The following is a 13,457-nucleotide window of genomic DNA, read 5'->3' on the forward strand; positions in this document are numbered from 1 at the left end:
AGTCTGGGGACGGTCAGGAGATGCCGAGCTGGTTGGTGATGAAGTCGATCAATTCGCTGTCGCTGGCGTCGTCGAGGTCACCCGTGGTCTCCGGCTCCTCGGTGAGCCGGTCCGCGAGCCTGTACAGCCGCTGCGCCACCGCCTGCCGGTCCGGGGCGGTGGCCAGGGCCTCCTCCAGCCGGTCGAGCTGGGCGCCGATCGGGTCGGTGTCCGCCTCGGGCCGCAGCAGCCGCACGAGGTGCTCGGCGAGCGCGGCCGGGTTGGGGTGGTCGAAGACGACCGATCCCGGCAGCCGCAGCCCGGTCGCGCCGGCCAGCCGGGTGCTCAGTTCGAGCGCGGCGAGGGAGTCGAAACCCTGGTCGCGGAAGCCTTTGCCGGGGTCGACGGCGGCGCCGGACGCGTGCGCCTGCACCGCGGCGGCGTGCTCCCGCACCAGGTCCAGCACGGTCCGGCGCAGGTCGGTCCCGCTCAGGCCGGCCGTGTCGGCCTGCACGCCGGTCTGCACGTCGCCCGGCGCTGCTGTCGTGGTGGCGGTTTCGCCGGCACGGGCAAGCCCGCGCAGCACCGGCCGGGTGTTCGCCCGTTGTGCGGTGTCCCAGTCGGCGGCCGCGATCACCACGTGCGCGTGGTCGTCGTGGTCGAGGGCCTCGGCCAGTGCCGCCAGTGCCGCGGCCGGGTCCATCGGGGTGAGGCCCTGGCGGCGCAGGTGGTCCCGGGCGCCGTCGCCCGCGATGCCGTCGCCGGCCCAGTGGCCCCAGCCGATCGCGGTGGCCGGCAGCCCCGCGGCGCGGCGGTGCGCGGCGAGGGCGTCGAGGTAGGCGTTGCCGGGTGCGTAGTTGCCCTGCCCGGGCAGGCCGACGGTGCCGGCGATCGAGGAGAACAGCACAAACCGGGAGAGCGCCCGGTCGCGGGTGAGTTCGTGCAGCGCCGCCGCGGCGCCGGCCTTCACCCGGTGCACGGCCGTGAGCCGGTCCGGGGTCAGATCGGCGACGAGGGCGTCGTCGAGCACGGCGGCGGTGTGCACGACCGCGTCCAGCGGGTGCTCGGCGGGCAGCGCCGACACCGCCGCGGCAAGGGCCGTGCGGTCGGTGACGTCGAGGGCGAGGATCGTGACCCGGGTGCCGGCCGCCGTCAGCTCGGCCGCGAGCGCGTAGGCGCCGGGCGCCTGCGGGCCGCGGCGGCTGACCAGCAGCAGGTGCGGCGCGCCGCGGGCGGCGAGCCACCGGGCCACGTGGGCGCCGAGCCCGCCGGTGCCGCCGGTGACCAGGACCGTGCCGGCCGGCTGCCAGGTGCCCGCCGGTGCGGGCCGTGCCGGCAGCGCCTCCAGCCGGCGCACGAGCACGCCACCCGGCCGCACCGCAAGCTCGGTCTCCCCGTGCCGCCCGCGCAGCGCCGCCGCCACCTGGTCGGTCTCGTCGCCCGCTGCGGGCAGGTCGATGATCCCGCCCCAGCGGTCCCGGTGCTCCAGGGCGACGACGGCGCCGAGGCCCCAGTTCGCCGCCTGCTCCGGCGCCGTGACAGCGTCGCCGGGGCCGGTCGACACGGCGCCGCGGGTGGCGATCCACAGTGGAGCGTCCACCCCGGACAGTGCCTGGACCAGCGCGAGGTTGGCGGCGAGCCCGTCGTCGGCGAGGGCGAGGAGCGACAGCACACCCGCGGGGCGGTCGGCGGTGGCCGCCTCGGCGGGGGAGACGATGTCGCCGGGCAGCGCCCGGGCCAGCGCGGCCGCCTGCGGCGTCGGCGCGGCACCGTCCGGCACGACGATCAGCCAGGTCCCGTCGGCGGCGGACCGCGGAGTCTCCGGCAGCGGCCGCCAGGCGACCCGGTGCCACCAGGTGGGTGCGGCGTCGTCGGCGTCCTCCAGCCAGTACCGCTGCCGCTGGAACGCATAGGTCGGCAGGTCCACCCGGCGCGCCGGCACGCCCTCGAACAGCGCCGTCCAGTCCACCGACACGCCGTGGACGTGCAACCGCGCCACGGCCTCCAGCAGTGTCTGCGGCTCCGGCCGGCCGCGGCGCTGGCCCGCGACGAACCGGGGCGCCCGCTCCAGCGGCACCTGCCGGCCGAGGCCGGTCAGCACCGCGTCGGGGCCGAGCTCCAGCACGTCGGTGACGCCCGCTTCGGCGATGGCGGTGACGGCGTCGGCGAACCGGACCGGCTCCCGCACCTGCCGCACCCAGTAGCTCGCGTCCGGCGCGGTCAGCGGCCCGCCGGTGACCGTCGACACGACCGCAGCCCGGGCGGTGCCGGGCACCAGCCGGCCGGCCACGGCCCGGAACTGCTCGAGGATCGGGTCCATGTGATGCGAGTGGAACGCGTGGCTCACCCGCAGCCGGCGCAGCGCGCGGCCCTGCGCCTCGAAGTGCTCGGCGACCTTGTGCACGGCCGGTTCGTCACCGGACACGACGACGGCGGCCGGCCCGTTGACGGCGGCGATGCCCGCCCCCGGCGGCAGCACGGCCCGCACCTCCGCCTCACCCGCGGCGACGGACAGCATCACCCCGCCGGACGGCAGGCTCGCCATGAGTCCGCCGCGGGCGCTGACCAGCCGCGCCGCGTCCGGCAGACTCAGCACCCCGGCGGCGTGCGCGGCCGTGATCTCCCCGACGGAGTGCCCGGCCACCAGGTCCGGGGACACGCCCCACGACTCCAGCAGGCGCAGCAGCGCCACCTCGACCGCGAACAACGCGGACTGGGTCCGGTCGGTCCGGTCCAGGTCCGTGCCGTCGAACACGGCCCGGCGCACCGCCGGCCCCTCGTCGAGCGCGTCGATCACGGCGTCGAACGCCGCCGCGTAGACCGGATAGCGCTGGTACAGCTCACGACCCATGCCGGCGCGCTGCGCGCCCTGACCGGTGAACGTCACGGCGAGCCGGCCCTGCGTTGCGGTGCCGCGGATGAGCCCGTCCTGGGCTCCGCCGGCCAGGGCGGCGAGGCCCCGCACCGCCTCGGCACGGTCCGTGGCCAGCACGACGGCCCGCTCGTCGAGGTTCGCCCGGGCGGTGACGAGCGTCCACGCGACGTCGAGGAGGTCCAGGCCGGGATCGGCGACCAGCGCGTCGTGCAACCGCCGGGCCTGCTCGGCCAGCGCGGCCGGACCCGCGGCGGAGACCAGCAGCGGCACCGGGCCGTCGAACGCCCGCACCACCGGTGCGGGTGCCGGTGCGGCGGGCGGCGCCTGCTCCAGGATCGCGTGGGCGTTGGTGCCGCTGATGCCGAACGACGAGACCCCGGCCCGCCGGGGCCGGTCCACCACCGGCCAGGCCGTCGGTGCCGTCAGCAGCCGCACCGACCCGGAGGACCAGTCCACGTGCGGTGACGGCGCGTCGACGTGCAGCGTGGGTGGCAGCACGCCGTGGCGCATCGCCAGGACCATCGCGATGACCCCGGTGATGCCGGCCGCCGCCTGGGTGTGCCCGAGTTGCGACTTCACCGACCCGATCCACAGTGGACGATCTGCCGGCCGGTCCTGGCCGTATGTGGCGAGGACCGCCTGCGCCTCGATCGGGTCGCCGAGGGTCGTGCCGGTGCCGTGCGCCTCCAGGACGTCCACATCGGACGGTGCAAGCGCGGCGGCCGCCAGGGCCTGACGGATCACGCGCCGCTGCGCCGGGCCGCTCGGCGCGGTCAGGCCGTTGGACGCGCCGTCGGAGTTGACCGCCGTGCCGCGCAGGATCGCGAGCACCGGGTGGCCGAGCCGCCGGGCGTCGGAGAGCCGCTCGAGGACGATCAGGCCGACGCCCTCGGCCCACGCGGTGCCGTCGGCGGCCGCCGCGAACGGCTTGCAGCGGCCGTCCGGCGCCAGGCCGCGCTGCTGGCTGAACTCGGTGAACATGCCCGGCGCGCCCATCACCGCCGCGCCGCCGGTCAGCACCAGGTCCGACTCGCCGGCGCGCAGCGACGCCGCGGCGAGGTGCAGCGCCACCAGCGACGAGGAGCACGCGGTGTCGACCGAGATGGCCGGGCCCTGCAGCCCCAGCGCGTAGGCGAGGCGGCCGGACGCGACGCTGACGGTGCTGCCGGTCAGGGCGTAGCCCTGCGCCGCGGGCGCCGCCCGGTGCAGCCGCGGCCCGTAGTCGTGCGAGGTGAGCCCGACGAAGACGCCGGTGCGGCTGCCCCGGAGCCGGGCGGGGTCGAGTCCGGCGCGTTCGAAGGTCTCCCACGCGACCTCCAGCAGCAGCCGCTGCTGCGGGTCCATCGCGGCGGCTTCCCGCGGGGCGATCCCGAACAGTCCGGCATCGAAGCGGTCGGCGTCATACAGGAACCCTCCCTGCCGCACGTAGGTCCGGCCGGACCGTCCCGGCTCGGGGTCGTGGAGCCGGTCGACGTCCCAGCCCCGGTTGATGGGGAAGCCGCCGATGACGTCGGTGCCGGACTGCAGCAACCGCCACAGCGCCTCGGGCGAGTCGGCGCCGCCCGGCCAGCGGCCGCCCAGCGCCACGACGGCGATCGGATCGTCGCCGGCCGGTGCCGTCGCCGGCCGCGGCTCGTCCTCGCCGGTGGCAGCGGTGCCGGTGGTGCGCGTCGTCAGGTGCGCGACGACCGCGGCCGGCGTCGGGTGCTCGTAGACGAGGGTGTCGGTCAGCGGTAGCCCGGTGGCCGCGGCGAGGCGTTCGGCCAGTTCGACGCCGCCGAGGGAGTCCAGGCCGAGGTCGCGGAACGGCCGGTCGAGGTCGACCTCCGCGGCGTCACCGTGCCCGAGGACGTCGGCCGCGACCGAGCGCACCAGCACCCGCAGGTCGCCGCCGGCCGGCGCAGCGGTTGCCGGGGTGTCGTCGCCCAGCCAGTACCGCTGCCGCTGGAACGCATACGTGGGCAGCCGGACCCGGCGTGCGCCGGTCACCGGCCCGGCACCGGGGTCCGATGTGGACGGTGCGGCACCGTCGCGGAGACCCGCGAGACCGTCGAGCAGTTCGGCGCGGGTGCCGTGCAGCGTGGCCCGGACCGCGAACCGGTCGCGCCCGGTGGCGAGGGTCAGCGCGACGTCGTCGATCCGCAGTGCCGGGTCGGCGGACAACGCCGCGTGCAGGCGACCGGCCTGCTCCCGCAGCGCGGCCGTGGAACGGGCCGAGACCACCCAGGTGGCGGTCGCGGGCGCCGGGTGCCGATCGGCCGGGCCGGGCGGCGGACCACCGAGCACGAGGTGGCAGTTCGTGCCGCCCATGCCGAACGAGCTGACCCCGGCGAGGCCGCCCGCGGGCCAGGGGACCGGTTCGCGCGCCACGGCCAGCCGCAGCCCCTCGAAGTCGATGGCCGGGTTGGGTGTGGTGAAGTTGAGGCTGGCCGGCACGACACCGCGGGCCAGGCCGAGGGCCACCTTCACGAGCCCGACGACGCCGGCCGCCCCCTCCAGGTGCCCGACGTTGGTCTTGGCCGACCCGACCAGCAGCGGCTCACCGGCGGGACGGTCCGCGCGGTACGCCTCGCCGAGCGCCGCGGCCTCCACCGGGTCGCCGGCCCGCGTCCCGGTGCCGTGCAGCTCCACATAACGCACCGCGGCCGGTCGCACCCCGGCGTCGGTCAGCGCCGCGCGCGCCACGGCCGCCTGGGTGGCGGCGCCGGGTAAGGTCAGGCCCGCGGTCGCGCCGTCGTTGTTGACCGCGCCGCCGAGGATGACGCAGTACACCGGATCCTCGTCGGCGAGCGCCCGGTCGAGGGGCTTGAGCAGCACCACGGCACCGCCCTCGCCGCGGACGTAGCCGTCGGCAGCTGCGTCGAACGTGGCGCTCCGCCCGTTCGGCGACAGACCACCGAACGCCTCGGCGGCCAGGGTGCTGTCGGCGACGAGGTTGAGGTTGACCCCGCCGGCGAGGGCGACGTCGCTCTCGCCGCGGCGCAGGCTCTGCACGGCGAGCTGGACGGCGACCAGCGACGAGGCCTGCGCGGCGTCCACGGTGAAGCTCGGGCCGCGCAGCCCGAGGGTGAATGAGACGCGGTTGGCCAGCAGTCCCCGGTTGAGCCCGGTGAGGGTGAACCGGTCGACATCAGCGGCGCCGGCCCGGGCGGCGAGGGTCGCGTAGTCGGTGGCCATCGCCCCGGCGAACACCCCGACCGGGGACCCGGCCAGCCGCGCCGGTGCGATGCCGGCGTCCTCGATCGCCTCCCAGCACAGCTCGAGCATCAGCCGCTGCTGCGGGTCGAGGTGGCGGGCCTCCCGCGGTGAGATCCCGAAGAAGTCGGCGTCGAACGTGTCGACCCGGTCGAGCCAGCCGCCGGGGCGCGACCCGGTGAGTGCCTGGCGCGCCGCGGGCGGCGTGCCGATCGCGCTGCGACCGTCGGACAGCAGCCGCCAGAAGGCATCCGGGTCGGGTGCCCCGGGCAGGCGGGCGGCGATCCCGACGACCGCGATCGGAGCGAGGTTGACGTCCACAGGCATTCCCATCACCGCGAATCCGGCAAATATGAGGCCGGTGGCGAGACACTCCCCGCCACCGGCACCAGTAATCCTATCTTTCCGATAGGAAAAGTCAATGTTTGAATCGCGGGCTGATCGTCATGCGTGGATCAAGACATTGCTCGGAAGTGATGTTTTCCGACGTCGGACCCCACTTCGCGCCGGCCGGGTGCGGCGGCGGCACGGGAAATGCAACACTCCCGTCATGATGACGCCACATATTGGCTACAGTCGCTGCACGTGGCTCCAGCGTGGCCAGTTTCGGCAGCTCGTGGCGCTTCCGGCGCGCGGCGTGGGTCGCTCCGGTCGCATTGAGGGCTGGTCGGTGGGAGCCGCTTCCGTGTGTCGGCGTGACGTAGGTCTCCACGGGTGGCGCGATTGCATCGACGGTGATAGGAGCCGCGTGGAGCGCGTCGCTGGATCTGCTGAATTGCTGCGGTGAATACCGGGAAATGGATTGCAGCGGGCATTGTTGGGGGAATATACGTAGCAATCGGTCAATGAGCGCGATCTGCGACCTGGCCGCCGCCCGCGCCCACGGCATCGTCGCCGCGCTGTCCGCAGCGGCGTCGCGCGGTTGGCGGATCACGCGTCGCCTGCACAAAATTTGCGGAGTGTGCGCCAGTTTGCATGGTCAGACAAGTCGTCGACAGTCGATGCCTGGTCGACGACTACCGGCTCATCGCGGTGCCAGACCGGATTCGTAGCCCAGGATGATGGCCTGTGCCCGGTCGCGGAGCTGCAACTTGCCGAAGATGCGGTTGATGTGTGTCCGGACCGTCCCCGGCGTCAGGTGCAGCTTCCGGGCGATCTCGGTGTTGGACAGGCCCCACGTGATGAGCGTCAGCACGTCGCGTTCCCGAGCGGTCAGCGGCGCCAGCCGTTCGGGCCGGACCGGCGCGGGCGAGGCGGCATTGACGTAGTGCGCGATGAGGCGCGCGGTGATCGTCGGCGCGGTGACCGCCTCGCCGGAGGCGACGGTCCGCACGGCGGCCAGCAGGTCCTCGGTGAGCGCGTCCTTGAGCAGAAAGCCGCTGGCGCCGGCCCGGAGCGCGGCGTAGACGTACTCGTCGAGGTCGAACGTGGTGAGGATCAGCACGCGCGGCGGGTCGGGCAGCGCCCGGATCCGGCGGGTCGCCTCGACGCCGTCCATGCCGGGCATGCGGATGTCCATCACCGCGACATCGACGCGGACGCGCTGGACGAGGTCGACCGCCGCCGCGCCGTCGGCGGCCTCGCCCACGACGGTGATGTCGTCGGTCTCGCCGAAGGTGGCGCGGAATGCCTTGCGCAGCAGCGTCTGATCGTCGACGAGCAGGGTCCGGATCGGCTCGCTCATCGGCCCGCAGCCGGTTCGTCGAGGCGCAGGGACGCCTGGACACCGAATCCGCCGTCGGGGCGCGGCCCGACCGTCACCCGCCCGCCGAGCAGGTCGACCCGTTCGGTGATGCCGCGCAGCCCGTTGCCTCCCGGTGGCGCCGGCACCACCGGGAGGCCGGCTCCGTCGTCGGTGACCTCGACGTCGAGGCGGTCGGCGGCGAACGCCAGCCGCACGTCCGCGCGGGCGCCGGGTGGGGCGTGCTTGAGCGTGTTGGTGAGGGCTTCCTGCACGATGCGGTACGCGGTCAGGTCGATGGCCGGCGGAAGCGGCACCGGTTGGCCGTCGATGCCCAGCCGGACCGGTGTCCCGGCCGCCCGGACCCGGTCCAGGAGTTCCGACAGCCCGTCGAGGCCGGGTCCCTCACGGTCGGAGGAGCCGGCGATCGAACCGAGCAGGCGGCGCATCTCGGCGAGTGCCGCCCGGCCGGTCGTGACCACGTCCTGCATGGCCTCGATGCTGAGCTCGGGCCGGCGGCGCTGGGTAGCGCCGGCCGCCTGGGCCTGCGCGACGATGACGGTCAGGCTGTGCGCGACGACGTCGTGCAGCTCCCGGCTGATCCGGGCCCGCTCGGCCGCGGTCGCGAGCTCGACCTGGCGACGCCGGTCCCGGTCCAGGTCCGCGGCGCGTTGCTCGGCCATTTCGTGATACCTGCGACGGGCGCGCGCGCTCTCGCCCAGCGCGGCGGCGGATGCGAGGACGAGCATCATCCCCGTCCCGTAACCGGCGGCGCCGGCGAGGATGGCCGGCCACGGCTTGCGTTGGGTTCTCTCCTTCGCCACGGTCCCCACCGGGATCGCCTGGCCGTCCGCCGCCGCCGGCTGTGCGCCGGGCGCCGCGCTGAGGACGAGGAGGTTCATCAGGAAAATGCCGGCAAGCAGCACGCCGGTGACGGCGAGGGCCGTCCACCGGGCGCGGGCCCGGTTGGCGACGGTGAACAGCGTGATCGCCACGACGAGGTCGACCAGCGAGACGACCTCCAGACTCGCGTAGTACAGGTGCCCGGCCGCCCCGACCACTGCGAGCGCCAGCGCCGGCAACGGCCACCGGTGCTGGACGAACAGCGCGGCGAAGAGCGCAACGGCGAACAGCCACCAGTACGGCACGGCGCTGACGTTCTCGCCGGAGCGGCCGAGGCTCGTCCCACCGGACGGCGGCAGGTAGGCCGCCGCGGCCAGCAGCACCACCGCCAGGAGGGCCGACAGCAGGTAACTCCGCCCGGTGTGGACGAAGAAATGCCAGCCGGCTGGACGACGCATGGGCCTGATGCTAGCCATGCGGGAGGCCCGAGACATCCAACCGTGCTCGTACGCGGAACTATGAGCACGGTCAGACGACGGCACACCCGCTCCGGGCGCACCGTGGACCACCATGAGACGAATGCTCGCGATGCCCGTGCTGCTGTGCGGGATCATGCTGGCGACCGCCTGCACCAAGCCCGCCAACGATTCCCCAGCGGCCAAGGCCCGCGCGTCGGCGGAGGCCGCCGAGGTCGCCAACGCCCTGTTGAACTTCGCGAAATGCATGCGGGAACACGGCCAGAACGTGCCGGACCCCGATCCGGCGACGGGCGAACTCCGGATTCCGCCCCCCTCCTCCCATGAGCGGGGCTCTCCCTGGGACGTCGCGACCCAGGCGTGCCAGCACTTCCTGCCGGGCGGCGTGTTCAACCCGCCCCCGAACGCGCAGGAACTGGAGCAGTTGCGCGCGTTCGCGGTGTGCATGCGTGCCCACGACATCGACATGTCGGATCCGGAGACGAGTGGGGCCGACATCGGCAAGATCGAAATTCACGGCCGGCTCGCGAACGCCACCCGGGCCGAGGCCGACAACGACCCTGTCTACAAGGCCGCGATGGAAGCCTGCCGGGACAAACTGCCCGCGAGCGCCAACGGCGGCACCAAGTGAAGCAACCGCTTCGGATCGCGCTCGTGACCAGCTCCTCGGTCGTGGTCGCCGGCGCCGTGGCGGCCGCCGCGATCGGATTCGGTGGCCGAAACCCGGCCACCCCGTCGGACACCGCCCATCTGCCGGCGACGACCACCCCGGTCACCCGGACCACCTTGATCAGGACCCAGCAGGTGAACGGGGTGCTCGGCTACGGCGCACCAGTCACCATCAACGCCCCGGGCCACGGCACCATCACCTGGCTGCCGGCCCCGGGCGCGACGATCACCCGCGGCCAACCTGTCTACAAGGCGGACAACCGGGCCATACCGCTGTTGTACGGCTCGCTTCCGCTCTACCGGACGCTGCGATCGGGAGACGTCGGCGAGGACGTGCAGGAGATCGAGCAGAACCTCGCCGCCCTGGGCTACACCGGCTACACCGTCGACAGGAGCTACACATCGACAACCGCGAACGCCGTGCGGCGCTGGCAGAAGGATCTCGGACTCGTCCAGACCGGGGTCATCGACCCGGCCGCGATGGTGATCGCGCCCGCCGGGCTGCGCGTCTCCGAGGTGGTCGCGCACCTCGGTGATCAAGCCGGCGGCCCGCTGCTGGCCTACGCCGGCACCACCAGGGTCGTCACCATCGCCCTTGAGGTGACGCTGCAGAGCCTGGTCAGCCCGGGCCTGTCCGCGACCGTCACGCTGCCGGACGGCAAGACGGTCGACGGCACGCTCACGAAGGTCGGCGCCGTCGCCACCGCCGGCGCGGACCACCAACCGGCCACGATCGACGTGACGGTCGCCATCGCCGACCAGTCCAAGCTGGGCCCGCTCGACCAGGCGCCGGTGGTGGTCAGCCTCGTCTCGGCCAAACTGGACAACGTGCTGGCCGTCCCGGTCGCCGCGCTGGTCGTGCTCCCCGAGGGCGGCTACGGGGTGCAGGTCATGACCGGCTCGGGCATCCACGACGTCGCCGTGCACCTGGGGATGTTCGCGGACGGCAAGGTGCAGATCACCGCGGACGGCATCGCCGAAGGCACCCTCGTGGTCGTGCCGTCATGATCACGCTCGAGCGGGTGGGCAAGACCTACCCGGGAGGGGTCGAGGCGCTCCGCGAGGTGTCGCTGACCATCGACCCTGGTGAACTGGTCGGCGTCGTCGGCCCGTCCGGCTCCGGCAAGTCGACGATGCTGCACCTGATCGGGGCGCTGGAGCTGCCGACGACGGGCACGGTCACCATCGCCGGAAACGACCTGTCCCAACTCTCCGACAACCGGCTGGCCGCGCTGCGCAGCCATACCATCGGCTTCGTCTTCCAGCAGTTCCACCTCGCCGGGGGCGTGCCCGCGCTGGACAACGTCGCCGACGGCCTGCTCTACGCCGGGATCGGCCTGCGCGAGCGGCGACGCCGCGCCGGCGACGCGCTGGAGCGGGTAGGCATGGGACACCGCCTTGCTCATCGCCCGCATCAGCTCTCCGGCGGTGAGAAGCAGCGGGTGGCGATCGCCCGGGCGGTCGTCGGCGATCCGGATCTGCTGCTTGCCGATGAACCGACCGGCAACCTCGACTCCACCTCGGGCGCGGAGGTGATGGACCTGCTACGGGAACTGCATTCCGGAGGCACGACCATCGTGGTGATCACCCATGATCGAGACATTGCCGCGGGCCTGCACCGCCGGGTGTACATGCGGGACGGGCGGGTGACGGCATGAACGCCCCGTCTCGCCTGCTGCCCCGCGACGTGGTCCGGGTCGGCGCGGCCGGACTGCGGACCCGGCCGCTGCGGGTCTTCCTCTCCGCCGTGGGCATCGCGATCGGCATCGCCGCCATGGTCTGCGTGGTCGGCGTCGCCAGCTCCAGCCGGGAGAGCCTCGACCGGCAGCTCGCCCTGCTCGGGACGAACCTCCTGACGGTCGGGCCCGGTCACAACCTCGGCGGCGAGTCGTCGCACCTGCCCGCCGACGCGGTCGCGATGATCGGTCGGATCGGCGCGGTCAGCTCCGTCACGGCCACGGCCACGCTCGACGGGGCGCACGTGTACCGCAGCGACCGCATACCGCCGGCCCAGACGGGCAACGTGACGGTGGCCGCCACCCGCACCGACCTGCTCGACACGGTCGGCGCGAGCATCGCCGACGGCGTCTGGCTCAACGCCGCCACCGCGCGCTTCCCGGCCGTCGTCCTCGGCGCCGGCGCCGCGAAACGCCTCGGTGTCACCAAGGCCGCCCCCGGCGTGCAGGTATGGCTCGGGAACCGGTGGTTCACCGTCGTCGGTGTGCTCAACCCCGTCGCGCTCGCGCCGGAGTTGGACTACGCGGCCCTGGTCGGCTGGCCGGTGGCCGTGTCGGAACTGGGCTTCGACGGATACCCGACGACCATCTTCACGCGCACCCGCGACGACGCGGTCGTCGCGGTGCGGGCAATCCTGGCCGCGACCGCCAACCCGGAGCGTCCCAACGAGGTCGACGTGTCACGGCCGTCGGACGCACTCGCGGCGAAGGACGCCACCGACACGACGCTCAACGCGCTGCTGCTCGGACTGGGCGCGGTGGCGCTGCTGGTCGGCGGGGTGGGCGTCGCGAACACCATGATCATATCCGTCCTCGAACGGCGCCCGGAGATAGGCTTACGCAGAGCGCTCGGAGCGACCCGCCACCACGTCCGCCTCCAGTTCCTCGCCGAGTCGCTCCTGCTCTCGACGCTCGGCGGGGTCGGCGGGGTACTCCTGGGGATCCTGGCCACCGCGGCGTACTCGACCTATCAGACCTGGCCGGTCGTCGTGCCGGCCTGGGCCACCGTCGGCGGCGTGCTCGCCACCGTGCTCATCGGGGCCGGCGCCGGCGTCTATCCGGCGTGGCGAGCCGCCCGCATCTCCCCCACGGAGGCTCTCGGAGCATAGATCTCCCCGTGCTGGCCGCGTCGGATCACCGGACGGCTGCGGCGGGGTGTCGGCGGGTCGCTGCAGCAGGCCGCAGGCGTAAACGGTTGATGGCGGCTCTCAGGGGAACGGACACTGTCGCAGTGTTCTCGGATGCTGACGCTGCCGCCCTGTATGACCTGCTGAACCCATGGGATCCGGACCGTCATCCTGAAGACCACTTCTACTACCCGTTGGTCATGGGCGCGGCATCGGTCCTGGACATCGGCTGCGGGACCGGCGCCATGCTGCACCTGGCACGTGCGCGCGGCCATCGCGGCCGGCTGGTCGGCCTGGACCCCGACCGGGTCGCGCTGGAGCGCGCCCGGCGTCGGGCCGACGTCGAGTGGGTCGAGGGCACCGCGGCCGACGCCCCGAAGGACGCCAACTTCGATCTCGCAACGATGACCGGCCATGCCTTCCAGTTCCTCGTCACCGACAACGATGTGCGCGCGTCGCTCGTCGCGATCCGTGCGGCGTTGCGGCCTGGCGGTCGTTTCGCCTTCGAGACACGCCATCCGCAGGTCAAAGCCTGGCAGGAGTGGAGGCGGTCGAACCCCGACGATGTTGTCGAACTCGTCGACGCCACCGGCCGGGCTTTTCGCGTCTGGCACGACGTCGATTCCGTCCTCGACGACGTGGTCACGTTCCACGGCACGACGGCCGAGCCTGACGGAACGGTGCTGCGGGTCGACAGCGCGAGCCTGCGCTTCCTCGACGTTGCGACGCTGAACACGTTCCTCGCCGATGCAGCGTTCACGATCGAGGCCCAGTACGGGGACTGGGACGGAGGACCGATCACGGCCGACAGTCGAGAAATCATCACTATCGCCCGTCGCTCATGAATGAGCCTAGGCTCCAGGGCGCTCGCCTCGA

Annotated in this window: 9 protein-coding genes; 5 read left to right on the forward strand and 4 right to left on the reverse strand. The window is 73.5% G+C overall.

All coding sequences use genetic code 11. The features are described 5' to 3' along the window. Nucleotides 1-13 precede the first annotated feature (13 nt). The 4 genes from ACFPIJ_RS57075 to ACFPIJ_RS57090 all read right to left on the reverse strand — a co-directional run bounded on the left by ACFPIJ_RS57075 (nt 14) and on the right by ACFPIJ_RS57090 (nt 9,031). A complete protein-coding gene (locus ACFPIJ_RS57075) occupies nt 14-6,376 on the reverse strand; it encodes an SDR family NAD(P)-dependent oxidoreductase (RefSeq protein WP_380127958.1) in 6,363 nt (2,120 codons plus the stop codon). A 91-nt stretch (nt 6,377-6,467) separates the two neighbouring features. Beyond that, nucleotides 6,468-6,983 carry a hypothetical protein gene (locus ACFPIJ_RS57080; RefSeq protein ID WP_380127959.1) on the reverse strand — a complete coding sequence of 172 codons (516 nt, stop codon included), beginning with the start codon at nt 6,981-6,983 and terminating at the stop codon, nt 6,468-6,470. 90 nt (nt 6,984-7,073) lie between these two features. Beyond that, the gene (locus ACFPIJ_RS57085) at nt 7,074-7,733 is read right to left on the reverse strand and encodes a response regulator (RefSeq protein WP_380127960.1); all 660 of its coding nucleotides are present in this window, start codon (nt 7,731-7,733) and stop codon (nt 7,074-7,076) included. Continuing rightward, nucleotides 7,730-9,031 carry a sensor histidine kinase gene (locus ACFPIJ_RS57090; RefSeq protein WP_380127961.1) on the reverse strand — a complete coding sequence of 434 codons (1,302 nt, stop codon included), beginning with the start codon at nt 9,029-9,031 and terminating at the stop codon, nt 7,730-7,732. The genes ACFPIJ_RS57085 and ACFPIJ_RS57090 overlap by 4 nt, the downstream gene beginning before the upstream one ends. A gap of 121 nt (nt 9,032-9,152) precedes the next feature. Between ACFPIJ_RS57090 and ACFPIJ_RS57095 the strand changes: the two genes are divergently transcribed. The 5 genes from ACFPIJ_RS57095 to ACFPIJ_RS57115 all read left to right on the forward strand — a co-directional run bounded on the left by ACFPIJ_RS57095 (nt 9,153) and on the right by ACFPIJ_RS57115 (nt 13,426). After that, a complete protein-coding gene (locus ACFPIJ_RS57095) occupies nt 9,153-9,680 on the forward strand; it encodes a hypothetical protein (RefSeq protein WP_380127962.1) in 528 nt (175 codons plus the stop codon). Nucleotides 9,681-9,703: 23 nt separating this feature from the next. Continuing rightward, nucleotides 9,704-10,726 (forward strand): peptidoglycan-binding protein, encoded by a 1,023-nt coding sequence (locus ACFPIJ_RS57100; RefSeq protein WP_380127963.1) that lies wholly within the window; start codon nt 9,704-9,706, stop codon nt 10,724-10,726. Beyond that, nucleotides 10,723-11,376 carry an ABC transporter ATP-binding protein gene (locus tag ACFPIJ_RS57105; RefSeq protein ID WP_380127964.1) on the forward strand — a complete coding sequence of 218 codons (654 nt, stop codon included), beginning with the start codon at nt 10,723-10,725 and terminating at the stop codon, nt 11,374-11,376. The genes ACFPIJ_RS57100 and ACFPIJ_RS57105 overlap by 4 nt, the downstream gene beginning before the upstream one ends. After that, on the forward strand, nt 11,373-12,563 hold the full coding sequence (locus tag ACFPIJ_RS57110; RefSeq protein ID WP_380127965.1) for an ABC transporter permease: 1,191 nt from the start codon (nt 11,373-11,375) through the stop codon (nt 12,561-12,563). Before ACFPIJ_RS57105 ends, ACFPIJ_RS57110 begins: the two co-directional genes overlap by 4 nt. 122 nt (nt 12,564-12,685) lie before the next feature. Beyond that, nucleotides 12,686-13,426 carry a class I SAM-dependent methyltransferase gene (locus tag ACFPIJ_RS57115; protein WP_380127966.1) on the forward strand — a complete coding sequence of 247 codons (741 nt, stop codon included), beginning with the start codon at nt 12,686-12,688 and terminating at the stop codon, nt 13,424-13,426. Nucleotides 13,427-13,457: the final 31 nt, after the last annotated feature.

It is taken from the genome of Dactylosporangium cerinum (assembly GCF_042653625.1).
Classification (GTDB): domain Bacteria; phylum Actinomycetota; class Actinomycetes; order Mycobacteriales; family Micromonosporaceae; genus Dactylosporangium; species Dactylosporangium cerinum.

Bases quoted from the DNA above. Each gene is read 5' to 3' on its own strand.
- ACFPIJ_RS57075 (WP_380127958.1), bottom strand. From the start codon at position 6,376: ATGCCTGTGGACGTCAACCTCGCTCCGATCGCGGTCGTCGGGATCGCC.
- ACFPIJ_RS57085 (WP_380127960.1), bottom strand. From the start codon at position 7,733: ATGAGCGAGCCGATCCGGACCCTGCTCGTCGACGATCAGACGCTGCTG.
- ACFPIJ_RS57090 (WP_380127961.1), bottom strand. From the start codon at position 9,031: ATGCGTCGTCCAGCCGGCTGGCATTTCTTCGTCCACACCGGGCGGAGT.
- ACFPIJ_RS57095 (WP_380127962.1), top strand. From the start codon at position 9,153: ATGCTCGCGATGCCCGTGCTGCTGTGCGGGATCATGCTGGCGACCGCC.
- ACFPIJ_RS57105 (WP_380127964.1), top strand. From the start codon at position 10,723: ATGATCACGCTCGAGCGGGTGGGCAAGACCTACCCGGGAGGGGTCGAG.
- ACFPIJ_RS57110 (WP_380127965.1), top strand. From the start codon at position 11,373: ATGAACGCCCCGTCTCGCCTGCTGCCCCGCGACGTGGTCCGGGTCGGC.